This window comes from Cupriavidus sp. FW306-1B-F12B (assembly GCF_058781795.1).
The window spans coordinates 247,060-272,735 of the sequence record NZ_JBYSXC010000003.1 but is presented as its reverse complement, the minus strand read 5'-3'; the positions used below and the strand labels follow the sequence as shown (position 1 = coordinate 272,735).

Sequence of the window (25,676 nt, the reverse complement as noted above, 5' to 3'; positions counted from 1 at the left end):
CTTGAAAAGCAGGACGGAATGTGCCTAAAGTATCTGTAGTGCGCATTACGCCGCACATGACACCGCAATCCAAAGTGGTTATGATGCGCGCTACAGTCGAGTCAAGTCGTGTCAACCTCGTCGGCTTCCGTTCGGTATCTACGAGAACTCAACGTGCTTGAACGGTTGTTTGCGTTGTGTACAAGAACTTGCTTCGAAAAGGAAATTCCTATGGCAACCGGTACGGTCAAGTGGTTCAACGAGACCAAGGGCTTTGGCTTCATTACCCCGGACGACGGTGGTGCAGACCTGTTCGCGCACTTCTCGGAAATCCAGGGCTCGGGCTTCAAGACCCTGAAGGATGGGCAGCGCGTGACGTTTGAAGTCAAGCAAGGCCCGAAGGGCCTGCAGGCTTCGGCAATCAAGCCGGCCTGACCAGCCTCGGCTGATCCCGCCCGTTGCGGCTCCGTCCGCAGCAGGCAAACAAAAAAGGCAAGCGTTCAACGCTTGCCTTTTTTGCATTCAGGGGCCGGACATGGTGCCCGGCCTCAGCTCCGGGGCGCCCGGCCCTGCTGATACCGTCCCGAGAGCACGTGCAACGGCGTGCGCGGATCTCCCCGGGCGGGAAGCTAGCAGATCAGCCCAGCTTGCGCACGCTGGTCCGGGAAGGCTGCAGGATCAGCGCCTTGGACGAATCCGCATCGACCTTGGCACCGGGATACACCACCAGCACATCCTTCAGGGCCTTGCGGAACAGCGCACGGAACTTGCGCTCGCTTTCGGTCTCGGTGCCGAACTGCATCTGCAGCGCCTCCCACGGGATTTCCGTGCGGCGCTGGATCGTGAAGAAGCGGTAGGTCAGCCACGAATACACGTCCAGCGCGAACGGCGACTGTTTCAGCGCCTTGAGCGCGCGCATGTCGACCGGTACGGGGCGGTTGACCAGTTCGTTGAAGAAGGGCTCGGACAGCACCACGAAGCTCTCGAACATGGACCCTTGACCAGGCTGCATGGGGTCCCACCAGGTCGACAGCTGGTCGGCCAGCAGGTAGCCCACCCGATCGATCGACAGTGGCTCGTGGTTGGGATTCTGGTTCTGGCTCGGCGTCGACTTGTTCTGCACGATGGCGATGGTCGCCGAGAACAGGCGAATCATCTGCTGGCGTACCAGCGTCATGGTGCCGCGCTTGCCGCCGGTGGCCATCGGAATGCCGAGGTTGTACATGAACTCGGACAGCGAATTGCCCAGCGAAATGCGCCGGTCCTCTACCGTGCCGGTGAATTCGCCGCGCTTTTTCTTCGCCATGATCTCCTTGCCGATCCAGGCCAGCATCAGTCGCGGATAGGAGCCATAGGGGTAGCCCAGCGAGACGGTCTCGGACACCAGCTTCTGGCGGCCGTTGGCGGCACGCTCGGAGCGTTGCTGCGTGAAGTAGCCAGGCTGGATCATCAGCGAGATATTGCCGCTGGTGCGGGTCCATACCGGCGGCGCGCCCTTGGGCGCGCGGTAGGGCAGCGTTACCTGGACGCTGGCGCGGCTCAGGAAGCCGACTTCACCGCTTTGCCAGGCGTCTTCACGCTCCATGGCCTGCGCTTCGTCGAACAGACGCTGGAATTTCTCGGACGGAACCAGGTTGTTCTCGTTGCCGGGAACAATGATGCGGGAGGGTTCGGCGTCCAGATCGAGGACGCTTCGATCCCCCGTGGTGGCCGGGGAGCGTTTGATGGGCATATTGGCGTGCTTCGGATTACCCGCCTTTGTACTCGAAGCCGCAAAGGTTGTCACGCAGAAACAGGTACGCAAAGCCTTTGCCTTGCTCGCCCTGTTTTTTGCGAGCCGGGGATCTCACGACTGGTCGCATGGTGGCGGACGGTGGGCAACCCGCGAGGGTTGTCCACGGTTCGCCACCCATCCACTACCAGTAAACGATACCGATACGGGTTAACTACTTGTAAACCGTATACGTGAAGTTCAGCGCCTTGATTCGTAAGGGAAAAACCAACCCCGCCGAACCCAATTCTGCGGGCAAACGTACTCGATTCTGCGAAGGGCCGAACCCGTATCTGCGGCAAGCCGAACCTGTATCTGCGGGCGGGGCGAACTGGTTTCTGCGGGGATAACTTGCGGGCTCCACAGCCTTTTCCACAGCGGCCACTCCGCAAACCGTACCCGTTTCTGCGAGCGAGCGCCGGATATACGCGTTTTGCGGGCGTTCCAGGGCGTCTTTCCCGCAGAAGCACCGCCAGAAACCGGTTATCCCCGCAGAAACTGGTTCATTTGCCGGGCTGCTGAACGGCGCTTTGCACGCCAGGCGTACCCGTTTCTGCGTTCCGAGGCCTGAAACCGTACCCGTTTCTGCGCTGGCCTGAAAAGCCGCTGCCGTGCTGCCGCAGCGTACCTGTTTCTGCGGCGTACCCATTTCTGCGTGCCGACTCTCGCACCCTGGTGTGCCACGGAGCGTACCCGTTTCTGCGTACCTCCTTCCGGGCTCTTCCGAGTCATGCGTACCCGTTTCTGCGCAAATCCATGGCGCTGTTCAGACGCAACTGTTACCAATTTTCCATTCTACATGAGACTTATATAAAAAGCTAGCGCTTACACTCAACGTATACGTGACAAATTCGCGGCGCTGCACGCCGTACCTGTTTCTGCGCAGACAGATCATGGATACCGCAGCGCGGCCGGGTAGCCAGCGGCCTTGCATGTCGGTGGCGTACCCGTTTCTGCGTGGCGTTGAGTGGTGCGCCTGCGCCCGTGGGCGTACCTGTTTCTGCGTGAGGTGCCGGCAGCCTCAGGGCTTCAGATGGTTATTGCATTGCAACATCCGCCGTACCCGTTTCTGCGTCGTCGGTCCGGCCCGGTCTTGTGGATATGTAGGAGGAATGTGGGCCGGAAAATCGCTGGCATCGGCCGAATCGAATTCGAAAAAAATATGGGGCGTACCCATTTCTTCGTGCCATAAGGCGCCTGGAAAGACCACAGCAGCTGCAGGGCGTACCTGTTTCTGCGTGCGCGCTGCCCAGCGCGAGCTGGCCTGCCAGACAGACCGTACCCATTTCTGCGAGGCTCACGGGCCGCGGCTGACCTAGTGCGGCGCAGCAGGGCGTACCTGATTCTGCGTGGAGCGCAAGGCTGGGTGGTGTGCAGGAAAGCGTGCCGTGCGCAAGGCCAGAGGTGCTGGCTGGCGGCGGCATGGCAGGTGGGGGCTGGAGCCGGAGCGCCTGGCGGTCTGCATGACCGGGGAGGCGGGGAACAGAGCGGGGGCCGGGATGTGATGAAGGTGGCGCAGCCAGCACCGCCAATCGCGCTATCCGTGCCTGAAAACAAAAAACCCCGCCATCGGGCGGGGTTCTGCGCTGTTCGGCGCGCACGGGGCGCGCCGGCAGTCAATGCTTACAGCGGGGTGATGTTCGCGGCCTGCAGGCCCTTCGGGCCATTCTTGACTTCGAACTGCACGCGCTGGTTTTCCTGCAGCGACTTGAAGCCGTCGGCGCGGATCTCCGAGAAATGGGCGAAGAGGTCGTCACCACCCGCGTCCGGCTTGATGAAGCCGAAGCCCTTGGCGTCGTTGAACCACTTGACGATACCGGTTTGCATGATTTGCTTTCCAGAAAAAGGACAAAAAACATCGCATGACGAAAACGTCATCCGACACGGGAAACTCAAGGAAAGGACACCATGGACAACCGAAGTACCAGACGGTGGCTAACGAATGAACTGTTGCCTCGTCGCTTGAATCTAGGCGGCTTTATACGGGGGATTGCCGCAAGCGTCAAGCCGGGGACGCCCCGAAGCATCCCCGTGGCGCCGCTGGCTTCAGCGGTTCGCGCTGTGGGATCATCACGCCTTTTGCATATCGCTTATTCGCCTGTGCGTGGCGAAGCGGGGCCGACCTGCACCAGAGTACGCTTGCCGCCCAGCGGGGCGTCGCGGGATGCTTCAGGCCGAAGCCAGCCACCTGCGGCCGCGCCGTTGTTGTCGCCGCGCACAGATAACGATATCAGGAGACCAGTCATGTCGATGCCGGAACCCGCTTCCAAGCCGGGCACGTCAACCACCAATCCGCCGCACGGCAAGCCACAGGCCGCGCCTTCGCTGATCGAGCGCCTGTTCAGGCTGCGCGAACACCAGACCGATGTGCGCACCGAGATCCTCGCCGGCGTCACCACGTTCCTGACGATGGCGTACATCATCTTCGTCAACCCGTCGATCCTGGGCGATGCGGGCATGCCGAAAGACGCGGTGTTCGTCGCCACCTGCCTGGCCGCGGCGATCGGCACGCTGATCATGGGCTTCTACGCGAACTACCCGATCGCGATGGCGCCGGGCATGGGCCTGAACGCGTACTTTGCCTATACGGTGGTGAAGGGCATGGGCTTTGCGTGGGAGGCGGCGCTCGGCGCGGTCTTTATTTCCGGCTGCCTGTTCCTGCTGGTGACGCTGTTCCGCGTGCGCGAGATGATCGTCAACGGCATTCCGCACTCGATCCGGGTGGCGATCACCGCGGGCATCGGCCTGTTCCTGGCGATTGTCGCGCTGAAGAACGCCGGCATCGTCACCGCCAGCCCGGCCACGCTGGTGACCATCGGCGACCTGCACCAGCCTTCGGCGGTGCTGGCGATCATCGGCTTCTTCGTGATCGTGGCGCTGGACCACTTGCGGGTGAAGGGTGCGATCCTGATCGGCATCCTGCTCACCACGCTGCTGAGCTTTGCGTTTGCCGGCAATACCTTCCACGGCGTGTTCTCCGCGCCGCCGTCGCTCAGCCCGACGCTGTTCAAGCTCGATATTTCCGCCGCGCTGTCGATCGGCATCATCAACGTGGTGCTGGTGTTCTTCCTGGTGGAGTTGTTCGACGCCACCGGCACGCTGATGGGCGTCGCCAACCGCGCGGGCCTGCTCAAGGCCGGGAAAATGGACCGGCTGAACAAGGCGTTGATGTCCGACAGCACCGCGATCATGGCGGGCTCGTTCCTCGGTACGTCTTCCACCACGGCGTATATCGAAAGCGCATCCGGCGTGCAGGCGGGCGGGCGCACCGGACTGACGGCGGTGACGGTGGCCGTGCTGTTCCTCGCGGCGTTGTTCATCGCGCCGCTGGCCGGCACGGTGCCGGCCTATGCCACCGCGCCGGCGTTGCTGTATGTGTCCTGCCTGATGTTGCGCGAGCTGCTGGAGATCGACTGGAATGACGTCACCGAAGTCGTGCCCGCGGTGATGACCGCGCTTGGCATGCCGTTCACCTACTCGGTCGCCAACGGCGTTGCGTTCGGCTTTATCAGCTACGCGGCGCTCAAGCTGCTGACCGGCCGCGCACGCAGCGTGCCCGTGATGGTGTGGATCATCGCGGCGGTGTTCATCTTCAAGTTCTACTACCTGCCGGGGCATTGAGCGCGCCAGCCGGCATGGGATGAAGGAAGGGCGGCCTGGGCCGCCCTATTCCATGGTGCGCTGCTGTCATGATATTGCCATCGTGATGCCGGGCGGGAGCCGTGGCGCCGTCCAACACTCGCCGGCCGTACCCGTTTCTGCGTGCCGCGCAAGCGGGTCCACCGGCCGGGCGTACCTGTTTCTGCGTGACCGTCCGCTACACCCCTCGGGCATGCGGCACGGCTTGCGCCACCCGCGGTGACGGTGCTGCCATCACCCGTTCGGGGGTGTCAAAGCGTACCCGTTTCTGCGTAGCATGGATGCAGACATCGACTGCTCGGAATGTGTCCGAAAAGGTGGCGGTGGCAGGCCGGCGGCCAGTGTGCGCGCGGCCTCATACCAAAGTATGAGATTGGCTGTAAGTCACCCACGCGGGGCTGGACAAAGTGGCCTAAATGCACTGAACTATAGACGTGGCAAAGAGGGGCGCGGCAAGGCGCCCCTTCTTGACTCCGGTGCATGCGGCAGGATGCCGGAGCCAACCGAGAGCGCCTGAGCGCCGTTCGCCGGTCGGTGGACATTTCGGTCCAGACCGTCAACAAGGCGGCATAGCCACCATCCGGGAGCGTGCGGGAAACACGCGCGCCACGCAGACAAAAACTAGTTCAAAGACTGACAAGTGGTAACCGCAGACGTGTAGTGCCGGGGGATGTTGTTCAACGGGGATTATCATGACCGCAGGAGAAATCCGGCGACCCGCTATCGGGCCTGTCAGGGAGACTAATAACCGCTCCATCCGAGCCATCCATCATGCCTGGGCTGCCGTGGGGGAAGCCGCAGGCGAAGCACCCAGCAAGCGGACCGTCCATGACGGCGCGACGGCCGAGGTGGCCGCCCTGCTTGCCGACGACAGCGAACTCAGCGACAGCGCACGCGCGGCCGTGGCCAACCTGCTGCGCCGCCATCGCCTGCTCGAAGGCGAACTGACACGCCAGCGCACGCTGTTGCAGGAATGGATCCTGAGCCAACAGACCTACAAGACGCTCTACTACCAATACTCCGGCCAGTCGCAGCAGGCGCCGCGCCTGGAGTTGATGCGTGAAAAGGAGGCTGTGCGGCGGCGTATCCGCGCTCAGCTCCAGGCGGGTGCGGACGATCTTGCCGCGCCCGATGAGCAACTCCGCAGTCTGTCCAGCTCGTGATACCGACGTCGCGCGCGGGTGCGTGCCCGCAGCCAGTTCAGCCCCACCGTCCGCCGCGGCCGCAGGCCGCGACGGCGGACACGGGTGCCCGAACCAAGAACAAGCCTAACGTCCGGGAGATCGTGATGGACCGACTGTGCAAGGCGTCACGCACTGCACAGATCGTGGTCGTGTCGCGTCATGAAGATTTTGGTTTTGACCCGTCTGGCACAGCCGCGGGATGGGAAATCCGCCGGGTCCAGCAGATTCGCGACCTTGAACGCGTGGTGCGGGCCTGCCCACCCATGGCAGGCGTGATCGACCTGCAGTCCGACTACAGCGATGCCGAGTTCGCGCAACTCGAACAGGCACTGCAGTACCTGCACATTACATGGGTGGCCATCACCTCCGATGAAATGCTGGCGCAGGAGCGCGCGCGCCGGCTGATCCGCGACTACTGCGTCGACTACGTGCGCATGCCGTTCTCGATGCCTGAATTGCTCTACACGCTCAAGCATGCGCAGGGCATGGCGTCGCTGCACGGCGCGCGCCCGCAGGAGACCGCCTCGCGCGGCACCATGATCGGCGAGTGCGCGGCGATGCGGGCGATGTTCCGCTCGCTGGCCAAGGTGGCGCACAACGAAGCACCGGTGTTCATTTCCGGAGAGTCCGGCACCGGCAAGGAACTCGCCGCGCAGGCGATCCACGATGCCTCGAGCCGGCGCAAGGGACCGTTTATCGCCATCAACTGCGGTGCGATTCCCTCGCACCTGGTGCAGTCCGAGCTGTTCGGGTATGAGAAGGGCGCGTTCACCGGCGCCAACCAGCGCAAGATCGGCTGGATCGAGCAGGCGCAGGGCGGCACGCTGTTCCTGGACGAGATCGGCGATCTGCCGCTGGAAAGCCAGGTGGCGCTGCTGCGTTTCCTGCAGCAGGGCATGATCACCCGCCTGGGCGGGCACCAGTCGATCCCGCTGAACCTGCGCATCATCTCGGCCACGCACGTGGATCTGGTGGCGGCACAGGCCGACGGGCGCTTCCGTTCCGACCTGTTCCACCGGCTGTGCGTGCTGACGCTGACCATCCCGGCGCTGCGCGAGCGCGGCGAGGACATCCTGCAGCTGGCCAACGCGGTGCTGGCCGAGCACGGGCACGAGGCGCACCGGCGCATTCGCGGGTTCTCGGCCTGCGCAACGCAGGCAATGATGCAGTACGCGTGGCCGGGCAACGTGCGCGAACTGATCAACCGCGTGCGCCGCGCCATCGTGATGACCGACAACCGCAAGATCACTGCCGAAGACCTGCAGCTGCACGGCGGGGCGGAGCTGCCGCGCAAGACCCTCGACGCGATCCGCGAAGAAGCCGAGCGCGAGGCCATCCGCACCGTAATGGCCAGCCACGGCTTTCACGTGGTGCCGGCCGCGCGCGAACTCAATGTCTCGCGCGTGACGCTGTACCGGCTCATGCACAAGCACAACATCCGCGTGGAGAGCCAGGCGACGGCGGGCGAGTAAGCGGCAAGCCGGCGCAGGTTGCCGGAGGCCGGACGCAATCCCAGGCGCCGCAGGAAAGGGGAACAGGCGACGTCCGCTCGCCGGCTCCGCCTTTCCTCGTGCCCGTCGGCACGTCAGCGCACCACCGCAAGGGGCTGCCTGGCCCCGGACTCGCCGCTGGCCGCATCCATCGGCTCGGCGGCAAGGTTCATGCTGAGCTTGCCGCGCGGCTGGCGCGGCGGCCCGTTCTCGTCATGCTGGCGCCACGGCACGATCGCGCCGCGCTCCGGCTTGTCGCGCGCTTGCCGCCCTGGCGTTGGCGCGGCGGCACCGGACGGCGTGTCCGGCGATAGCTGCAGTTCCCCCCAGGCCCAGCCAAAGCCGCGCACATAAACATCATTGCTGACCGCCGCGTGGCTGTCGGCGCTGGCCGCTTCGGGGCGGTCGAACCAGGCGTAGCTTGCCGCCGCGGCGCTGGTTGAGAACACCGCCAGCACCGTGGCGGCAAGCATTCCGGCTGTCATGGCGGGTGCCTCCCTGTGGAAAAAACGGTGCCCGCCGGGGGACGGAGCACCAAATCCGCGCGGGCACGCTGGCTCGCGTACCCGCCATCATTCCGTTCGCGGCGCCAGCCTGCCGCGACATCCTGCGTTGCCGATGCCGCCTGCGGTCACGCGCGCCGCTTGCCCGCGTGGCGCCGGAAGGCAGCCCTGGCAACTCCGTGCCTGGCCGTCGCTGCGCAGCCAGCGCCTTGCGCGGCCGGCGTGGCGGGCGGCGTGCGCGCCCGCGGATGGGGCAGCAGTGGCGACGACAGCAGGTCCACCACCGACGGCGGCGGACCCGCGAGCCGGTAGGAGCGCCGGCGCGCCGTCATGCGTGATGGCGGATGACGCATGTCTGGGTTTTCTCCTGCATGCAATGGCTGATTCCATGGGCACGGGCCCATGTGCCCCTGCCCAGCCTGAGCGACAAGTGTGCCAAGGGCCGCAAAGGCTTATGCCACGCGGGTTTGCGGTATGCGGGGCGAGTGCGGGCAGGCCCCGGAGCGCGGTGGCAGACCAATCGGTTTCGCCGCTGCAACGCGCCATGCGCGCGGCGGCGCGCGTGGTGGCCGCGCTGGTGCGGTGCCGGGTGCACGTTGCGTACGCGGGGTGCGGGATAACGCGCTGCGCTACGCCCGCAGGCGCGCACTTGCAACGCGTTGCACGCCTGAAACCGGCATTGCAGCGGAAGCGGCCCGGCAACATCTGCACCGGCCGCCGATACGTCACGCAGAAACGGGTACGCCCCGGTCAGTGCCTGCCTGCAGTGCCGTCAGCGTGGTTGCCCCGATGCCGGCTTGGCTGGTGTGTCGGCGGGATTGAGCGTGGCGGGTGCGCCCGGGGTGGCGCTGGCCGCCGTGCCGGAAATGGGCTTGGGGCCCGGCTGGCTGCGTTCGCAGCCGACGCAGCCCAGCATGCCGATGATCAGTAGCACGGCCGCAGGGCGCGTGCGGAGGTTGCAGGTCACGGTGCCTCCTTGCGCCGGCGCGCAGGCACGGGTTGCGCCGGCAGGTGTGCCTGGTCCTACTGTAGCAGGTTGCCTCCGTGCGCCGGCTTGGGGCAGCGCGCAATGCGCAGTATGATGAACGCACGGGCCTTCGCCGCACAGACCGCGCCGCGAAGGCATGCGCAACGCACACGCGATCCGCCTGGCGCATCGCGCCAGCACCTGGCCGTGACCGACAATACCGAACACCAGTCCTCTTCCGCCGGCAGCGCGGCGTCACAGCACCGCAGGCATCGCCCGCACTGGCTGCCGGACCGCCATACCGGCGCACGCACCCTGCGCGTGGTCGCCGCCGCCATCAACTCCTGGTTCGCGCATCGGGCGGCCAGCAAAGGGGCGGCGCTCTCCTTCTACATGCTGTTCTCGCTGGCGCCCATCCTGGTGCTGGTGATTTCGATCGCCGGCCTGTTCTTCGGCGCCGAGGCCGCACGCGGCGAGATTTTCTCGCAGCTTGAAGGCCTGGTGGGCGAGCAGGGCGCCACGGCCATCCAGGAAATCCTGGCGGCCACGCACCGCGCCGGCGGCAGCGGCATGGCGGCGCTGGTGGCGACGGGCATCCTGTTCGTGGGCGCCACGAGTGCCTTTGCCGAGCTCAAGAGCAGCCTGGACGATATCTGGCATGTGCCGGTGCCCGAGACCGCGGGCTGGCAGCAATTGCTGCGCACGCGCCTGCTGTCGTTCAGCCTGGTGCTGGTGCTGGCCTTCATGCTGCTGGTGTCTCTGATCGTCAATGCGGCGCTGGCCGTGGTTGAGCGCCTGTGGGGCCAGTTGTGGACGCAATCGTGGTTCGCGCCGGTGGCCGATGTGATTTCCACAGCCTTTTCCTTTGCCGTAGTGACGGCGCTGTTCGCGGTGATCTTCAAGATGCTGCCCAACGCGCGCATTGCCTGGCGCGACGTCACCATGGGCGCGGTCATCACCGCCTTGCTGTTCTCGATTGGCAAGCGGCTGATCGGCCTGTACCTGGGCAACAGCGCCGTGGCCTCGTCATATGGTGCCGCGGGCTCGGTGGTGGCGCTGATGCTATGGGTGTATTACTCGGCACAGATCTTCTTTTTCGGCGCGGAACTGACGCGTCAGTACGCGCTGCAGTTCGGCAGCCTGCGTGGCAAGCCGGCAGAGAAGCTGGCGGAATAACTTGCCGAACCTGGGCGCCACAAACCCGGAGCGGTGCCCAAAACCGGTAAAATAGCGCCCCATTCCCTTCGCGTGCCCGCAGAGCCCGGCCCCGCCATCGCCCGCGGGCGCTGCCGGCCCTGGCCCGGCCGCCCGCCGGGCCATCCAATATTTCCCAGTCAAACTCCGCTGCCGTGAGCTCGCTCGTTTCTGAAATTGCGCGTCGACGCACCTTTGCCATCATCTCCCACCCCGATGCGGGCAAGACCACCCTGACCGAAAAGCTGCTGTGGTTCGGCGGCGCCATCCAGGTCGCGGGCGAAGTGCGCGCGCGCAAGGCCGACCGCCACGCCACCTCGGACTGGATGGAGCTGGAAAAGCAGCGCGGTATCTCGGTGACCTCGTCGGTGATGCAGTTCCCCTACCGCCGGGAGACCGCCGATGGCAAGGCGCAGGAGAACATCGTCAACCTGCTCGACACCCCGGGCCACGAGGACTTCTCTGAAGACACCTACCGCACGCTGACCGCGGTGGACTCCGCGGTGATGGTGATCGACTCGGTCAACGGCGTGGAAGCGCAGACCATCAAGCTGCTCAACGTCTGCCGCCTGCGCGACACGCCCATCCTCACCTTCATCAACAAGCTCGACCGCGAAGGCCGTTCGCCGATCGAGCTGCTCGACGAGATCGAGGAGGTGCTGCAGATCCAGTGCGCGCCGATGACCTGGCCGATCGGCATGGGCAAGGCCTTCCGCGGCGTGTACCACCTGATCGACGACAAGGTGCAGCTGTTCGATCCGCACGGCGAGAAGGGCACGGCCGCGATCCTCGACGGGCTGGATAACCCGGAGCTGGACCGCATCCTGGGCAGCCAGGCTGAAGAGCTGCGCATCGAGATCGAGCTGGTGCGCGGTGCCTCGCACACCTTCGACAAGGATGCGTTCCTCAACGGCAAGCAGACCCCGGTCTACTTTGGTTCGGCCATCAACAACTTCGGCGTGCAGTCGCTGCTGGATGCGCTGTGCGAGCTGTCGCCGCCGCCGCTGGCGCGCAACACGGATTCGCGCGTGGTTGAGCCGCAGGAGCCCAAGTTCACCGGCTTCGTCTTCAAGATCCAGGCCAATATGGACCCGCGCCACCGCGACCGCATCGCCTTCGTGCGCGTGTGCTCAGGCCGCTTCGAGCGCGGCATGAAGCTGCTGCACGTGTCCGCCGGCAAGACCGTGGCGATCAACAACGCCATCACCTTCATGGCGCAGGACCGCAACACCACCGAAGAAGCCTATGCCGGCGACATCATCGGTGTGCCCAACCACGGCACCATCCGCCTGGGCGATGTCTTCACCGAGGGCGAGCCGCTCAAGTTCACCGGCATCCCGTCGTTCGCGCCGGAATTCTTCCGCCGCGCGCGCCTGAACAACCCGCTCAAGGTCAAGCAGTTGCAGAAGGGTTTGCAGCAGCTGGCCGAGGAGGGCGCCACGCAGATGTTCCGCCCGCTCGCCTCCAACGACCTGGTGTTGGGCGCGGTCGGTATCCTGCAGTTCGACGTGGTCGCGCACCGGCTCGAGCATGAGTACGGCGTCGATGCCATTTTCGAATCGCATGAATGCGCGACCGCGCGCTGGCTCAAGGGCGCGCCCGCGGAGATCGAGAAGCTGATCGCCAAGGCAGGGCATAACGTGGCGCTCGATGGCGCGGGCGACCATGTCTATCTGGCGCCGAGCATGGTGAACCTGCGGCTGACCCAGGAGCGGTTCCCGGAGCTGCAGTTCATGGAGACGCGCGAGATCGTTTGATCGCGTACTAAAGCTGCAAAAACAAAACGGCTCGCAGTTTGAACTGACCCCGTAAAGTTGGACGGGTAAGTTAGGCCGCCAAGGGCTGAGTCCTGTATTGCACGGGGCTCAGCCCTTTTAGTTTGAGCTTGATGCGGTCGTGATTGTAGTACCGGATGTATTCGGCTATGCCTTTGCGCAGTTGGTCGAGATCGGCGAAACGCTCAAGCCGGAAGCACTCTGACTTGAGCGTGCCGAAGAAGCTCTCCATGGCCGCGTTGTCCAGGCAATTGCCCTTGCGAGACATGCTCTGATGCAGGCCTCGTGCGGCCAGTTTGTGGCGGTACGCTGCCATTTGGTAGGCCCAGCCCTGATCCGAGTGCAGCAAAGGGGATTCCTCTGGCCGCAGTCTTCGCAATGCCTTGTCGAGCATCTCTTGGATCAGTGCGAAGTCAGGTCGTTCGCTGGTTTGCCAAGCGATGATCTCCCCGTTGTATCCCATGCTTCTGACTCAGTGCCCGGATCCCAATCCCCCCAGACAAATACTCCTGAACTACCTTGCGCTTGAATGCCTCGTCGTACTTCGTCATGAAAAACACCCCAAAGATTGGATGGGGTGCAGTTCAGTTGCGACCGTTTTGCTACCTGAGGGGAGCACCCCCCTGATTTCGCCTCAATACGCCAACGACGCCTGGATATAGAACGTCCGCGGCATCCCCACATACTTGCCCGCATTGTTGTCGGTCGAGCGCGTGAAATAGCGCTTATCGAACACGTTCTTCACCCCAACCGCCACCTTCAGATTCTGCGCCGACTTGCCGAAGTCATAGCCCAGCCGCATGTTCAGCAGCGCATAACCCGGGATATCGCCCAGCGCACCGTTTGCGCTTTCCGCCGTCTGGTAGTTGGTCGACGTGCTCGGATCGCCCGGCGAACGCTGCTTTGACTGCGCGAAGCCATCGACATTGAGCGCCCAGCGGTTGCGCGCATAACGCATGCCTACGGTGGCCACGTGGCGCGAATAGAACGGCAGGTCGCGCCCGGCGAAGTTGCCCTGGTTGTAGGTGGCTTCGGTGAAGGTGTAGGTCGCGTATGCCGACAGGCCGGCCAGCGACTTGTCGAGCGCGCCGAAGTCATAGCGCAGCGACGATTCCACGCCACGGTGGGTGGTAGCGCCGAGGTTGGTCCACGCATCCGGCGCGCCGCCGGTGCCGCCGCGCAGCTGCAGCTCGTCGTCGAAGTCGATATTGAACAGCGTCAGCTCGCCGCCCCAGCCGTTGGCGTTGAAGTGCGTGCCGACCTCATACGTCTTGGCCTTCTCGGGCGTCAGGCCGTTGGTGGTCTGCGCGATCTGGAAGTACTGCAGCGGGCCGAACGAGACGCCGGCATTGGCGAACAGCTTCCACTGGTCGCTGACGTGGTACATCACCGCCAGCGATGGCAGCGGCTCGTTGGACGAGACGTCGTTGCGAGCGCCGGTGAAGTTGTCGGTCACGTACGATCGGATGAACTCATAGCGCAGGCCCGGCGTGATGGTCCAGCTGCCGACGTTGATGGTGTCGTCAATGTAGACCGCATTGGCGGTGGTGCCGCCCGTGCGCGACTGGTACACCGGCGAACGCAGCGTGGTCGGGTCGATGGTGCCCGGGGTGTAGAACACCGTGCGCGATGCCTTCTCGTCGCTGGCTTCGCGCAGGAAGCGGTAGCCGACGCTGACCTCGTGGCTCATGCTCTCGCCGCGGAACAGCTGCGAGTAGCGCGGCTCGATCGCGAACGTGTGGTAGTTGCGCGGGGCCGCGGTCAGGCGGCGCAGGTTGGCCTGCGTGCCGGTGCCTTGCTGCTCGATGTTGCTGCCGCGGAAGCTGTCGGTGTAGTACGTCAGCACCTCGAACTTGCGGTTATTGTCGTTGTGGCTGTACTTCAGGCTGAAGTCGCTGCGGCGGCCGTCGAAATTGTCGTAGGGTCGCACCGACTGGAACGGGTCGGCCGCATACTGGGCCGAAGTCAGGCCGCCGGGCATGCCGGCCCTGCCCTCGTAGTAGTGGAAGGCCGCGCTCAGTTCATCGGTCTTCGAGATCCGGTACGCGCCCTTGAGCATCAGGTCGTCGATATTGACGTGGTCGTTGCTCTCGCGATAGCCGTTGCCATGGATGCCCGAGTACAGCAGCGCGCCGCCCAGGCCGTTGTCGTTGGTGCCGCCGATGAATGCGGTCGGGTTGGTCTTGACGCTGCCGCCGTGGCTGTAGATGTCGGTCGACACCGACGCATCCGCCGCGAAGGTCTTCGGTATCGGGCGCGTCACGAAGTTGATGATGCCGCCCACGTTCTGCGGGCCGTAGCGCACCGAGCCGGCGCCGCGCACCACATCGATGGTTTCCAGGTTGCCCAGCGACAGCGGCGCCATCGACAGCTGCGGCTGGCCGTAGGGCGCCACTGCCAGCGGCACGCCGTCCATCAGGATGGTCGAGCGCGGCGACAGGCGCGAGGTCAGCCCGCGCACGCCCACGTTGAGCGAGACATCGCTGCCGCCGGTGCCGTTGTTCTCCTGCACCTGCACGCCGGGGATGCGGCGCAGCACCTCGCGCACATTGTTGGCGCCGGCTTCCTGGAAGGTCTCGCGGTCGACGATGGTACGCGCGCCGGGATGCTCCAGCACCTTGGCCTCGTTGGCGTTTTCCAGCCAGTTGCCGACCACGGTGACGGTGTTCAGCGTGGCTTCGGGGTTGGCGGCGGGTGTTGCAGCTGGGGCAGGATCAGCGGCGTGGGCGGGCAGGGCGGCAAGCTGGGCGAACAGCAGGGCGGCGCCGATGGCACCCCCGGAAAGGCGGAAAGCGGGCTGCAAGATGAGATTCCTGAAAAGCAGCGCGTTCCGCAAGCCAGAGAGGGACGTCGTGGGCGGCCGCGCCAATGGGCCGCGATTATAAATGCGAGTGATTCTCAGAAGCGAGACGGCCAGCACCCGGCGCCGGTGCATTGTGGTTTCTGTGCATCAATGTGCAGACATTCGGACACCATAAAGAGGTGAATTGCCGACATTTCCCTGAACCCGTGTGCGCGTGTGGGCATCTGTATGCAGGTATTCAGCAGGCGCTTTAGAATCTTGCCTTTGTGCACTGCAAAGCCTGGCGTGGCGTCCTCAACGGCACGGCGGCGCTGGGCGGTGCACAGCAATCTTCGCCTCCCTCCTGCATTCATGTCCTCCCCTGCCACCGTCCCGGCCGCCGCGCCGGACAGCGTCTTCGGCGACGCCGTTTTCCGCCGTTACTGGTTCGCACGCCTGTACACCACGATTGGCTACCAGATCTTTACGGTGGCGGTAGGCTGGCAGATGTATGACCTGACCCGCGACCCGCTGATGCTCGGCATGGTCGGGCTGGTGCAGTTCCTGCCGTCGGTGGTGCTGATCCTGATGTCAGGGCACGTGGCCGACCGCTTCGACCGGCGCCGCATCGTGCGCACCTGCCAGGCGATCGAGGCGCTGCTGGCCGCCGGCATGGCTGTGGCCAGCCTGAGCGGCTGGATCGACAGCCATCACATCTTTGTCTTTGTCGCGCTGATCGGCGCCACGCGCGCGTTCGAGACCCCCACGCTGCAGGCGCTGCTGCCCAGCGTGGTGACACCGCGCCAGTTGCCGCGCGCGGTGGCGCTGGCCAGTTCCGCCGGGCAGGCCGCCATCATCATCGGCCCGGCCATTGGTGGCTTTGCCTACGTGGCCGGGCCGGGCGTGGTCTATGGGCTGAGTGCCACGCTCTTTGCCATTGCCGCCGTGCTGGTCAGCGGCATCACGCTGCGCCAGGCCGCGCAGCGCCTGACCGCGCCGGTCAGCGTGCGCACGGTGTTTGCGGGGTTTGCCTATATCCGCAGCCGCCCGGTGCTGCTGGGCGCGATTTCGCTGGACCTGTTCGCGGTGCTGCTGGGCGGCGCCGTGGCGCTGCTTCCGATCTACGCGCGCGACATCCTGCACACCGGGCCGTGGGGCCTGGGGCTGCTGCGTTCGTCGCCTGCAGTCGGCGCACTGGTGATGGCGCTGTGGCTGGCGCGCCATCCGCTGAACCGGCGCGCCGGGCGCATCATGTTCGGCGCGGTGGCGCTGTTCGGGGTGGCTACCGTGGTGTTCGGCGTGTCGACCTGGCTGCCGTTGTCGATGGTGGCGCTGGTGGTGCTGGGCGCCTCGGACATGATCAGCGTGGTGGTGCGCTCCACGCTGGTCCAGCTCGACACCCCGGACGACATGCGCGGGCGCGTGGGCGCCGTCAATTCGGTGTTTATCGGCGCCTCGAACCAGCTGGGCGAGTTCGAGTCCGGCGTCACCGCGGCATTGCTGGGCCCGGTGGGCGCGGTGATCCTGGGCGGCGTCGGCACGCTGCTGGTGGTGGCGCTGTGGATGCGGTTCTTCCCTGCGCTGGCCGCGCGCGACCGGCTGCACGATCATCCGGCCTGACCAATTGCCGGGGCAGGGCAGGGAGCGTACCCGTTTCTGCGTCCCTGTCGATGCCCGGATGGCGCTATCGCCGACCCCTATTCGCCAACTTTCGTCGCTGAAAGTTGTGCCGCACAGCTGGCCCGCCGCGCCGTGCCTGGCCTGGCTGCCCCTGGTTCCTCCCTCGCTCGGATTTTTCTGATCCGCCGCCAGCCCTGATTGCACAAGGGCTGGCGCGCCTGCACGCAACCGCGTGACGCAATCGCCGGAAACCAAATCCCGCCTTGCTTGTCCCCTTCACTGTATTGCCGTGCCGGCATTGTCGGTGATCCTCTGACATCGCGCTGGCAACGTACGGAAATCTGTCAAGCGGGAAGTTTCCCGCCAAGCGCCTGGGGGCGATCTGGCAGCCCGCTGCCGCACGCAGAAACGGGTACGCAGCACCGCCTGTCTCCTCCATAACAAGCGCAAACGGAGCCGCTCCCATGGACCTGAACTTCATCGATGCCAACAAGCTGGAGGCGGGCTGGACCTACCTGGTCCAGTTCGCCATCAACCAGGGAATGAACTGCCTGGCAGCCATCCTGATCCTGATGGCCGGCTGGTGGCTGTCGGCCCGCGTGGCCCGGGGCGCCCGGCGCGCGCTCAGCGGCACGCACGTGGACGAGACCATGCGCCCGCTGCTGGCCAACGCTCTGCAATGGATGGTGCGCGTGCTGACCATCGTGCTGGTGCTGTCGCAGTTCGGGGTGCAGACCGCCAGCATCATCGCCATGCTGGGCGCCGCGGGCCTGGCCATCGGGCTGGCGCTGCAGGGCACGCTGCAGAACATTGCCGCCGGCATCATGCTGGTGCTGCTGCGGCCGTTCCGCGTCGGCCAGTACATCGATGCGCAGGGGGTGGCCGGCACCGTGCGCGAGACCGGCCTCTTCATGACTGAGCTGACCACCTTCGATGGCGTCTGCCTGCGCGTGCCTAACGGCAAGCTGTGGGGCAGCGCCATCACCAACTACAGCGAGAACGCCACGCGGCGCGCTGACATCGAGGCCACGGTGACCTTCGACAGCGATGTGCAGCGCAGCCTGGAAGCGCTGCGCGCGATGCTCGCGCGCGAGCCGCGCCTGCTGGCCGAACCCAGGCCCGAGACCATGGTGGTCAACTACACGCAGCAGGGCATCACGCTGAACGTGCGCTACTGGACCTCGAACGACGACTACTGGAACGTGCGTTTCGCGTTCTACGAGCGCATCAAGCATGTGCTGGAACAAGCCGGCAGCAAGCTGGCGGTGCCGATCCAGGAATTGCACGTGCCGGGCGCCGCCTCGGTGCCGGGTGCGGTGAAGGTGGCCGACAGCGCGCCATCGGCGAGCGCGCCGCACCCGGCCGGCGCGGCTCCGCGCCAGCCGGTGCAGCACCTGGGCTAGCCGAGCACAGGTGCGTTATTGTTGTCGTCGCCCTCGTCGGAAAACAGCGTGCAGGCGCCGCTTTCCGCGGTGCTGACATGGCGGCGGAAGGTGGCGAACAGGTCGCGGCCCACGCCGTGGCGATTGGCGCTGAGGTCCGGACGGGCAGGCGCGCGCGCCTGCCATTCGTCGTCCGGCACCAGCACCTCGAGCACGCCCGCGGGCGCATCCACGCGCATCATGTCGCCGCTGCGCACGCGCCCGATCGCGCCCCCGTGCAGCGCCTCGGGGCAGACGTGAATAGCTGCCGGCACCTTGCCCGAAGCGCCCGACATGCGCCCGTCGGTCACCAGCGCCACATGGAAGCCGCGGTCCTGCAGCACCGTCAGCGTGGGCGTGAGCTTGTGCAGCTCGGGCATGCCGCACGAGGCCGGGCCCTGCCACGGCAGCACCGCAACGAAGTCGCGCTCCAGCTCGCCGCGCTTGAATGCGTGCAGCACATCGTCCTGATGCTCGAACACGATCGCCGGTGCCTCCACCACCTGGTGCTCGGCCTTGACCGCCGAGGTCTTGATCACCGCGCGGCCCAGCCTGCCGTCCAGCACCTTGATGCCGCCGTCCGGCGCAAAGGGCGCGTCGGCGGCGCGCACGATGCTGTCGTCGAGCGGCGCGGCCGGGCCGTCGATCCAGGTCAGCTTGCCGTCGCGCAGCACGGGTTCGCGCGTGTAGTCCTGCAGCCCGCGGCCGACGATGGTGGTCACGTCGTCATGCACCAGGCCCAGCGACAGCAGCCCGCGGATCACCACGGGCAGCCCGCCTGCGGCCTGGAACTGGTTCACGTCGGCCTTGCCGTTCGGGTACACGCACGCCAGCAGCGGCACCACGGCCGAGAGCTCGTCAAAGTCGTCCCAGCCCAGCACGATGCCGGCCACGCGCGCCATCGCGATCAGGTGCAGCGTGTGGTTGGTAGAGCCGCCGGTGGCCAGCAGCCCGACGATGCCGTTGACGAAGGCGCGCTCGTCCAGCACCTCGGCCACCGGCGTATAGCGCTCGCCGCCGTGCACCAGCTTCAGCGCCTGGCGCGCGGCCTCGCGCGTGAGCGCCTCGCGCAGCGGTGTGTTGGGGTTGACGAAGGCCGTGCCCGGCAGGTGCAGGCCCATCATTTCCATCAGCATCTGGTTGGAATTGGCGGTGCCGTAGAAGGTGCAGGTGCCGGGGCCGTGGTAGGAGCGGGTCTCGGCCTCGAGCAGCTCCTTGCGGCCGATCTTGCCTTCGGCGTAGAGCTGGCGCGTGTGCGCCTTTTCGTCGTTGCTGATGCCGGTGGTCATCGGACCGCCCGGCACGAACACGGCCGGCAGGTGGCCGAACGACAGCGCGCCCATCACCAGCCCGGGCACGATCTTGTCGCACACGCCCAGGTACAGCGCGGCATCGAACATCTGGTGCGACAGCGCCACCGCCGTGGCCAGCGCAATCACATCGCGCGAGAACAGCGACAGGTCCATGCCGTCCTGGCCCTGCGTGACGCCGTCGCACATCGCGGGCGTGCCGCCGGCAAACTGCGCGGTGCCGCCGGCCTCGAGCGCCGCTTCCTTGAGCCACTGGGGGAAAGCCGCCAGCGGCTGGTGCGCCGACAGCATGTCGTTGTAGGCCGAGACGATCGCCAGGTTTGGCCGCTCGTCGGCCTTCAGCCGGATCTTCGCGGCGTCCGGCATGGCAGCCACCGCATGGGCCAGGTTGGTACAGGAAAGCTGCGCGCGTTCGACCTTCTGCCCGGCCATGGCGCGGGTGCGGTCAAGGTACGCCTGGCGCGAGGCGGCGCTGCGGGAGACGATGCGGGCGGTGACCCGCTCGAGCACTGGATGACGTGGCATGGGGTTCTCCTGCGGGGGAGCTTTCAGCCTAGCGCACTTTGCCGCGTACCGCACGATCCACTGCGCAGCGCACGCAGAAACGGGTACGCTTCGCGCTCCGGTCATGCCTTTGCCACGCAAGTGCCGCGGCCTGCGCCTCGCCAAGCGCTGGCGAGTCACGTAAACTGGCCACAACGCGCGCCTTCCATGGCGGGTCTTCAAATCGCTAAAGGAGTCCAGGGTGAGCATGCCTGATTTCGACATGGTGCTGTTCGGCGGCACCGGCGACCTGGCGCGGCGCAAGCTGCTGCCGTCCCTGTTCGATGCCCACCACGCCGGCCTGTTGCACCCGGCCGCACGCATCCTTGCCACCGGCAGCCAGCCGCTCTCGACCGCGGACTACCTCGCCTCGCTGGAGCAGACCGTGCGCCCCGGGCTGGCCCATGCGCCGCCCGAGTCATGGGACAAGTTCTGTGCGCGCATTGTCTACGTGCAGGCCGACGCACGCGTGCCTGCGCATTTCGATACGCTCGCGGAGCAGGTGCTGGCGCGCAAGCCTGACGTGGTGGTGTGCTATCTCGCCACCGCGCCGCACCTGTTCGTGTCGATCTGCGAGCAGCTGGCACGCACCGGCCTGAACACGCGCCAGGCGCCCAACGTGCGCATCGTGCTGGAAAAACCACTGGGGCATGACCTCGAATCCAACGAGGCGATCAACTCGGCAGTGGCGAAGTTCTTCGCCGAAGAGCAGATCTACCGCATCGACCATTACCTCGGCAAGGAGTCGGTGCAGAATCTGATGGCGATCCGCTTCGGCAACGCTCTGTTCGAGCCGCTGTGGCGGCGCGAGTGGGTGCAGGACGTGCAGATCACCATCGCCGAAGAACTCGGCGTGGAAACGCGCGGCGACTTCTACGACCGCACCGGCGCGCTGCGCGACATGGTGCAGAACCATTTGCTGCAGCTCTTGTGCATGGTGGCGATGGAGCCGCCGGCCAGCCTCAGCGAAGATGCCATCCGCGACGAGAAGATCAAGATCCTGAAGGCGCTCAAGCCGATCACGCCGCAGGACGTGGCCGAGAAGACCGTGCGCGGCCAGTACCGCTCCGGTGCCATCGGCGGCAAGCCGGTGCCGGGCTACCTGGAGGAAGCGGGCATCGCGCCCGACAGCCGCACCGAGACCTTTGTCGCGATCAAGGCCGAGATCGCCAACTGGCGCTGGGAAGGGGTGCCGTTCTACCTGCGCACCGGCAAGCGCATGCAGTCCCGCGTGGCCGAGATCGTGATCCATTTCCGCGACGTGCCGCACGCGATCTTCCCGCGGCCGCTGACGCTGTCGCCGCAGAACCGGCTGGTGATCCAGCTGCAGCCGGAAGAGAGCATCCGCCTGTACTGCCTGGTCAAGCAGCCTGGCGACACGCTGGAGCTGACGCCGACCTCGCTCGACCTGGACTTTGCCAACTCGTTCAAGGTGCGCCGCGCCGGCGCCTACGAACGGCTGCTGCTCGACGTGATCCGCGGCCGGCTGGGCCTGTTCGTGCGCCGCGATGAACAAGTGCAGGCCTGGCGCTGGGTCGAACCCATCATCGACACCTGGGAGGCCAGCACCGTGCCGCCCAAGCCCTATACCGCCGGCACCTGGGGACCGGCCGCGTCGTCGGCGCTGATGTCGCGCGACGGCGGGCTGTGGCACGAGGAAGCCTGAGCCATGCGCCCGCAGAATCGCAAAGGAAACCATCATGCGCGTGTTTGAACATCCCACCCCGATGGACCAGGCCGAGGCGCTGGCCATCTCCATCGGCAATGCGCTGGAGCTGGCCATCCGCGTCAAGGGCTGGGCGGTGCTGGCGGTCTCGGGCGGACGCTCGCCCGTGGCGATGTTCGAGCGGCTGCGCCACCGGCACGTGCGCTGGAAAGCGGTGACCATCACGCTGGTCGACGAGCGCGTGGTGCCGCCCGAGCACGCGGACAGCAACGCCGCCCTGGTGCGCGCGCACCTGCTGCGCGAGGCCGCTGCCAGCGCCGCCTTCGTACCGCTGATTGCCGATGCGCAGGACGTTGCCGCGCCGGCACAGGCGGTGGCGCGGGCCAACAGCGCATTCCGCCAGCCCGACGTGGTGGTGCTGGGCATGGGCGAGGACGGCCATACCGCCTCGCTGTTCCCGGATGCGCCCGAACTGCAGGGCGCGCTGAGCGAGCCGCAGCCCGGTTACGTGATCACGCACCCGTCAGCCGCGCCGCATGCCCGCATCACGCTCAACCTGGCGGCGCTGCTGGCCGCCGAGCGCGTGTTCCTGTCAGTGTCGGGCGCGGCCAAGGCCGAGGTGCTCGAACGCGCGTTGCAGGGACCTGCGCCGTCGTTGCCGGTCAGCCTGGTGCTGTCACGGCACCGGCACGGGCTTGACGTGTTCAAGACCTGACAGACTGATTCCCAAGCGGAGCGATACCCGACGCCATGGCCACCACTGCATCCTCCTGCGCTGACTTCCCCCGCCTGCTCGGCGATGTGGGCGGCACCAACGTGCGCTTTGCACTGGAAACCGCGCCAATGCGGATCGGCCCGGTGACCGCGCTGAAGGTGGCCGATTTCCCGTCGCTCGAGGCGGCCCTGCGCCAATACCTCGACGGACTTGCCGCGTCGGGCAAGCCGGTGCCGCGCCACGCGGCGATCGGCCTGGCCAACCCGGTGACCGGCGACCAGGTCCGGCTCACCAACCACAACTGGTCGTTCTCGATCGACGGCATGCGGCGCGCGCTCGGGCTGCAGACGCTGGTGGCCATCAACGACTTCACCGCGCTGGCGCTGGCCCTGCCGCACCTGCCTGCCGACGGGCTGGTGCCCGTGCGTGCCGGCACCGCGGTGCGCACCGCGCCGCTCGCGCTGGTCGGGCCGGGCACCGGGCTGGGCGTTTCCGGCCTGGTGCCGGCGCCGGGCGGAGCAGCCGTGGCGCTGGCCGGCGAAGGCGGCCATATCGAGCTGATGCCCGACACTGACGACGAATGGATCGCCTGGCGCGCCGCCCATCGCAACGTCGGCCGGGTGTCGGCGGAGCGGCTCCTGTGCGGCAGCGGCCTGTCGCATATCCATGCCGCGCTGGCCGCAGAAACGGGTACGCTTTTGCTCGCGCCGCTGCTGCCGGAGCAGGTCACCACCGGCGCCTTCGAGCGCCACGACCCGCTGTGCCAGCGCGCCATGGCGGTGTTCTTCGGCCTGCTCGGCTCGGTTGCGGCCGACATCGCCCTGGTGCTGGGCGCGCGTGGCGGGGTCTACCTGGGCGGCGGCATCCTGCCGCGCTTCGTGCCGGCGCTGCAGGCCTCGGCCTTTGCCGAGCGCTTTGTCGCCAAGGGCCGCATGCGCGGCTGGCTGGAGGCCGTGCCGGTCCACGTCATCACCGCCAGCCACCCCGCGCTGCCGGGACTGGCGCGCGCACTGGCCGAGCAGCTCGACGGCCGCGGCCGGAACGCATAGCCATGCGCGTGTTGCTGGTGGAAGACGACGCCATGATCGGCGACAGCGTCAAGCTGGCGCTGCGCCAGGATGGCTTTACCGTCGACTGGGTGCGCGACGGCGACGCGGGCCTGGCGGCGGCCAGCACCGCGCAGCACGGCCAGGCATGCTATGACCTGATCCTGCTCGACCTCGGCCTGCCGCGGCGCCCGGGCCTCGACGTGCTGCGCAGCTTGCGCGCGCGCGGCGTGCCGACGCCGGTGCTGATCCTGACCGCGCGCGATGCCGTCGCGGACCGTGTCGCGGGGCTCAATGCCGGCGCCGATGATTACCTGGTCAAGCCCTTTGACCTGCAGGAACTGGCGGCGCGCATGCACGCGCTGGCGCGCCGCGCTGCCGGCCGGGCGGAACCGCTGGTCAGCTACGGTGACATCGTGCTCAACCCCACTACCCGCGAGGCCACCCACCACGGCGAGCCGGTGCGGCTGTCGGCGCGCGAGTTCGCGCTGCTGTCCGCGCTGATGGCGCGGCCCGGCAAGGTCTGGTCGGTGCCGCAGCTGCAGGAGCGGCTGTACGGCTGGGACGACGAAGTCGGCAGCAATACCGTCGAGGTCTATATCCACGCGCTGCGCAAGAAGTTCGGCGCGGCGCTGATCCGCAATATCCGCGGCGTGGGCTATGTGGTGCCGCGCCTCGATGGGGATGCAGCATCCGCGGGCGAAGGAGACACCCCCTGATGCGCTCCATCCAGCGAACCCTGCTGTGGTGGCTGGCCGCGGGCCTGCTTGCCGGCATCGCCGTCGCCACGGCGCTGATCTACGGGCAGGCACGGCAGGAAGCCAATGCGCTGTTCGACTACCAGATGAAGCAGATGGCCGCGGCATTGCCCAGCCAGTTTGCCGACCCGGTGGCGCCGCCTTTTCTGGGCTCGCCCGGCGACCTGACGCACGCCGACGAGGATGTGGTCATCCACATCTGGGACGGCTCCGGCCGCAGCCTGTACCTGTCGCATTCGCACCCGGCGCTGCCCGCGCGCGCGGAGCTGGGCTTTTCCAACGTGACTACGCAGCAGGGCGAATGGCGCCTGTACAGCATGCAGCTCGGGCCCACCGTGGTGCAGATCGCGCAGCCGATGAGCGCACGGCGCACGCTGGCCGCGCGCATGGCGCTGCGCACCGTGGCGCCGCTGTTGCTGTTGTTGCCGCTGCTGGGCTGGCTGGTGTGGATGGCGGTGGGGCGCGGCCTGCGCCCGCTGCGCGAAATCGCCACCGAGGTGCGCGCGCGCGACGCCAACACGCTGGCGCCACTGGCCGTGCGCCAGATGCCGGACGAGATCGCTCCGCTGAGCGCGGCGCTGAACCAGCTGCTGGCACGGCTCTCGCACGCCATCGACACCCAGCGCGCCTTCGTCGCCGACGCCGCGCACGCCCTGCGCACGCCGCTGGCAGCGCTGCAGCTGCAGGCACAGCTGGTGGAGCGGGCTGAGAACGGCGCAGCGCGTGACGAAGCCATCGGCAAGCTGCGCCAGGGGCTGGAGCGGCTGACCCACCTGGTCACCCAGCTGTTGACGCTGGCACGGCAGGAGCCGGGCGCAGCCATGCCCCGGCACGAACCGGTGGAGCTGCACCAACTGGCCGCAAGCGTGGTCGCGGACATGGCGCAGGCCGCGCTGGATCGCAATATCGATCTTGGGCTGGACGGCACCAAGGACTCATCGCCGGCGGTGGTGCGGGGTGATGTGGATGCGTTGCGCATCCTGCTGACCAACCTGCTGGATAACGCGCTGGCTTATATCCCTGCCGGAAGCCGTATCGATGTGCTGGTGGGTCGCAGCGCCGATGGGCGCGCCGTTGAACTGGTGGTCAGCGACAACGGGCCGGGGATCCCCGCTGAAGAGCGCACGCGCGTGTTTGACCGGTTCTATCGGGTGGCCGATGCGCCGACCGGCGGCAGCGGGCTGGGGCTGGCCATCGTGGCGGAGATTGCGCAGTCGCATGGGGCGCGGGTGGTGCTGGAGGATGCGGGGCCGGGGTTGCGGGTTAGGGTGGTGTTTGGCGCCGGGTAGGTCTTAGCTGCAGGTTGGGCTGTT

General features: G+C 66.6%; 20 protein-coding genes and 1 pseudogene. 13 read left to right on the top strand and 8 right to left on the bottom strand.

Going from position 1 to position 25,676, the window contains the following annotated elements; genetic code table 11:
• The first annotated feature begins 210 nt into the window (after positions 1-210).
• Positions 211-414 (top strand): cold-shock protein, encoded by a 204-nt coding sequence (locus tag AC3WLE_RS07540; protein WP_006159056.1) that lies wholly within the window; start codon positions 211-213, stop codon positions 412-414.
• A gap of 202 nt (positions 415-616) precedes the next feature.
• On the opposite strand, the gene AC3WLE_RS07535 is transcribed toward AC3WLE_RS07540, so the two are convergent.
• The gene (locus tag AC3WLE_RS07535; RefSeq protein WP_010811148.1) at positions 617-1,711 is read right to left on the bottom strand and encodes a replication protein RepA; all 1,095 of its coding nucleotides are present in this window, start codon (positions 1,709-1,711) and stop codon (positions 617-619) included.
• Between the two features lie 1,662 nt (positions 1,712-3,373).
• Entirely contained in the window at positions 3,374-3,577 is a 204-nt protein-coding gene (locus AC3WLE_RS07530) for a cold-shock protein (protein WP_010811149.1), read from the bottom strand.
• Between the two features lie 417 nt (positions 3,578-3,994).
• Between AC3WLE_RS07530 and AC3WLE_RS07525 the strand changes: the two genes are divergently transcribed.
• The 3 genes from AC3WLE_RS07525 to AC3WLE_RS07515 all read left to right on the top strand — a co-directional run bounded on the left by AC3WLE_RS07525 (position 3,995) and on the right by AC3WLE_RS07515 (position 8,045).
• Positions 3,995-5,371: an NCS2 family permease gene (locus tag AC3WLE_RS07525; RefSeq protein ID WP_492319378.1), complete on the top strand. Its 1,377-nt coding sequence runs from the start codon at positions 3,995-3,997 to the stop codon at positions 5,369-5,371.
• 710 nt (positions 5,372-6,081) lie between these two features.
• Complete coding sequence (locus AC3WLE_RS07520) at positions 6,082-6,552, top strand: hypothetical protein (protein WP_492319379.1); 471 nt, start codon at positions 6,082-6,084, stop codon at positions 6,550-6,552.
• A gap of 125 nt (positions 6,553-6,677) precedes the next feature.
• On the top strand, positions 6,678-8,045 hold the full coding sequence (locus AC3WLE_RS07515) for a sigma-54 dependent transcriptional regulator (protein ID WP_492319380.1): 1,368 nt from the start codon (positions 6,678-6,680) through the stop codon (positions 8,043-8,045).
• A gap of 113 nt (positions 8,046-8,158) precedes the next feature.
• Here the strand turns inward: AC3WLE_RS07515 and AC3WLE_RS07510 are convergent, their stop codons facing one another.
• The 3 genes from AC3WLE_RS07510 to AC3WLE_RS07500 all read right to left on the bottom strand — a co-directional run bounded on the left by AC3WLE_RS07510 (position 8,159) and on the right by AC3WLE_RS07500 (position 9,533).
• The gene (locus AC3WLE_RS07510) at positions 8,159-8,548 is read right to left on the bottom strand and encodes a hypothetical protein (protein ID WP_492357466.1); all 390 of its coding nucleotides are present in this window, start codon (positions 8,546-8,548) and stop codon (positions 8,159-8,161) included.
• A gap of 146 nt (positions 8,549-8,694) precedes the next feature.
• Positions 8,695-8,919, bottom strand: a complete 225-nt coding sequence (locus AC3WLE_RS07505; RefSeq protein ID WP_231881471.1) for a hypothetical protein — start codon at positions 8,917-8,919, stop codon at positions 8,695-8,697.
• 419 nt (positions 8,920-9,338) lie between these two features.
• Positions 9,339-9,533 carry a hypothetical protein gene (locus tag AC3WLE_RS07500; RefSeq protein ID WP_492319382.1) on the bottom strand — a complete coding sequence of 65 codons (195 nt, stop codon included), beginning with the start codon at positions 9,531-9,533 and terminating at the stop codon, positions 9,339-9,341.
• Positions 9,534-9,635: 102 nt separating this feature from the next.
• Between AC3WLE_RS07500 and AC3WLE_RS07495 the strand changes: the two genes are divergently transcribed.
• Positions 9,636-10,709 carry a YihY/virulence factor BrkB family protein gene (locus AC3WLE_RS07495; RefSeq protein WP_492319383.1) on the top strand — a complete coding sequence of 358 codons (1,074 nt, stop codon included), beginning with the start codon at positions 9,636-9,638 and terminating at the stop codon, positions 10,707-10,709.
• 173 nt (positions 10,710-10,882) lie between these two features.
• Entirely contained in the window at positions 10,883-12,484 is a 1,602-nt protein-coding gene (locus AC3WLE_RS07490; protein ID WP_035819145.1) for a peptide chain release factor 3, read from the top strand.
• 70 nt (positions 12,485-12,554) lie between these two features.
• Here AC3WLE_RS07490 and AC3WLE_RS07485 read toward each other — a convergent pair.
• Positions 12,555-12,959, bottom strand: a pseudogene (locus AC3WLE_RS07485) (IS3 family transposase); the annotation flags it as partial.
• A gap of 177 nt (positions 12,960-13,136) precedes the next feature.
• Complete coding sequence (locus AC3WLE_RS07480; RefSeq protein WP_492319385.1) at positions 13,137-15,305, bottom strand: TonB-dependent receptor family protein; 2,169 nt, start codon at positions 15,303-15,305, stop codon at positions 13,137-13,139.
• A 351-nt stretch (positions 15,306-15,656) separates the two neighbouring features.
• Here AC3WLE_RS07480 and AC3WLE_RS07475 point away from each other — a divergent pair, with 351 nt between their 5' ends.
• Together AC3WLE_RS07475 and AC3WLE_RS07470 are read left to right on the top strand one after the other, a co-directional pair.
• A complete protein-coding gene (locus AC3WLE_RS07475) occupies positions 15,657-16,904 on the top strand; it encodes an MFS transporter (RefSeq protein ID WP_492319386.1) in 1,248 nt (415 codons plus the stop codon).
• 464 nt (positions 16,905-17,368) lie between these two features.
• Positions 17,369-18,307: a mechanosensitive ion channel family protein gene (locus tag AC3WLE_RS07470; RefSeq protein WP_058697703.1), complete on the top strand. Its 939-nt coding sequence runs from the start codon at positions 17,369-17,371 to the stop codon at positions 18,305-18,307.
• Here the strand turns inward: AC3WLE_RS07470 and edd are convergent.
• Entirely contained in the window at positions 18,304-20,160 is a 1,857-nt protein-coding gene (edd, locus tag AC3WLE_RS07465) for a phosphogluconate dehydratase (protein WP_492357465.1), read from the bottom strand. The genes AC3WLE_RS07470 and edd overlap by 4 nt on opposite strands.
• 226 nt (positions 20,161-20,386) lie before the next feature.
• On the opposite strand from edd, the gene zwf reads away from it, so the two are divergent.
• From zwf to AC3WLE_RS07440, 5 genes are read left to right on the top strand one after another with little or no spacing between them, the layout of a single operon-like run.
• The gene (gene zwf / locus AC3WLE_RS07460) at positions 20,387-21,844 is read left to right on the top strand and encodes a glucose-6-phosphate dehydrogenase (protein WP_492353217.1); all 1,458 of its coding nucleotides are present in this window, start codon (positions 20,387-20,389) and stop codon (positions 21,842-21,844) included.
• 34 nt (positions 21,845-21,878) lie between these two features.
• On the top strand, positions 21,879-22,559 hold the full coding sequence (gene pgl, locus AC3WLE_RS07455) for a 6-phosphogluconolactonase (protein ID WP_492357464.1): 681 nt from the start codon (positions 21,879-21,881) through the stop codon (positions 22,557-22,559).
• A 35-nt stretch (positions 22,560-22,594) separates the two neighbouring features.
• A complete protein-coding gene (glk, locus tag AC3WLE_RS07450; RefSeq protein WP_492357463.1) occupies positions 22,595-23,608 on the top strand; it encodes a glucokinase in 1,014 nt (337 codons plus the stop codon).
• 2 nt (positions 23,609-23,610) lie between these two features.
• Positions 23,611-24,324, top strand: a complete 714-nt coding sequence (locus AC3WLE_RS07445) for a response regulator (protein WP_492319391.1) — start codon at positions 23,611-23,613, stop codon at positions 24,322-24,324.
• Positions 24,324-25,652: a sensor histidine kinase gene (locus AC3WLE_RS07440; protein ID WP_492319392.1), complete on the top strand. Its 1,329-nt coding sequence runs from the start codon at positions 24,324-24,326 to the stop codon at positions 25,650-25,652. Before AC3WLE_RS07445 ends, AC3WLE_RS07440 begins: the two co-directional genes overlap by 1 nt.
• Positions 25,653-25,676: the final 24 nt, after the last annotated feature.

Excerpts from the sequence above, each read along its gene's own strand:
- AC3WLE_RS07540 (WP_006159056.1), top strand. The coding sequence starts at position 211 with ATGGCAACCGGTACGGTCAAGTGGTTCAACGAGACCAAGGGCTTTGGC.
- AC3WLE_RS07535 (WP_010811148.1), bottom strand. The coding sequence starts at position 1,711 with ATGCCCATCAAACGCTCCCCGGCCACCACGGGGGATCGAAGCGTCCTC.
- AC3WLE_RS07530 (WP_010811149.1), bottom strand. The coding sequence starts at position 3,577 with ATGCAAACCGGTATCGTCAAGTGGTTCAACGACGCCAAGGGCTTCGGC.
- AC3WLE_RS07525 (WP_492319378.1), top strand. The coding sequence starts at position 3,995 with ATGTCGATGCCGGAACCCGCTTCCAAGCCGGGCACGTCAACCACCAAT.
- AC3WLE_RS07520 (WP_492319379.1), top strand. The coding sequence starts at position 6,082 with ATGACCGCAGGAGAAATCCGGCGACCCGCTATCGGGCCTGTCAGGGAG.
- AC3WLE_RS07515 (WP_492319380.1), top strand. The coding sequence starts at position 6,678 with ATGGACCGACTGTGCAAGGCGTCACGCACTGCACAGATCGTGGTCGTG.
- AC3WLE_RS07510 (WP_492357466.1), bottom strand. The coding sequence starts at position 8,548 with ATGACAGCCGGAATGCTTGCCGCCACGGTGCTGGCGGTGTTCTCAACC.
- AC3WLE_RS07505 (WP_231881471.1), bottom strand. The coding sequence starts at position 8,919 with ATGCGTCATCCGCCATCACGCATGACGGCGCGCCGGCGCTCCTACCGG.
- AC3WLE_RS07495 (WP_492319383.1), top strand. The coding sequence starts at position 9,636 with ATGCGCAGTATGATGAACGCACGGGCCTTCGCCGCACAGACCGCGCCG.
- AC3WLE_RS07475 (WP_492319386.1), top strand. The coding sequence starts at position 15,657 with ATGTCCTCCCCTGCCACCGTCCCGGCCGCCGCGCCGGACAGCGTCTTC.
- AC3WLE_RS07470 (WP_058697703.1), top strand. The coding sequence starts at position 17,369 with ATGGACCTGAACTTCATCGATGCCAACAAGCTGGAGGCGGGCTGGACC.
- edd (WP_492357465.1), bottom strand. The coding sequence starts at position 20,160 with ATGCCACGTCATCCAGTGCTCGAGCGGGTCACCGCCCGCATCGTCTCC.
- zwf (WP_492353217.1), top strand. The coding sequence starts at position 20,387 with ATGCCTGATTTCGACATGGTGCTGTTCGGCGGCACCGGCGACCTGGCG.
- pgl (WP_492357464.1), top strand. The coding sequence starts at position 21,879 with ATGCGCGTGTTTGAACATCCCACCCCGATGGACCAGGCCGAGGCGCTG.
- glk (WP_492357463.1), top strand. The coding sequence starts at position 22,595 with ATGGCCACCACTGCATCCTCCTGCGCTGACTTCCCCCGCCTGCTCGGC.
- AC3WLE_RS07445 (WP_492319391.1), top strand. The coding sequence starts at position 23,611 with ATGCGCGTGTTGCTGGTGGAAGACGACGCCATGATCGGCGACAGCGTC.
- AC3WLE_RS07440 (WP_492319392.1), top strand. The coding sequence starts at position 24,324 with ATGCGCTCCATCCAGCGAACCCTGCTGTGGTGGCTGGCCGCGGGCCTG.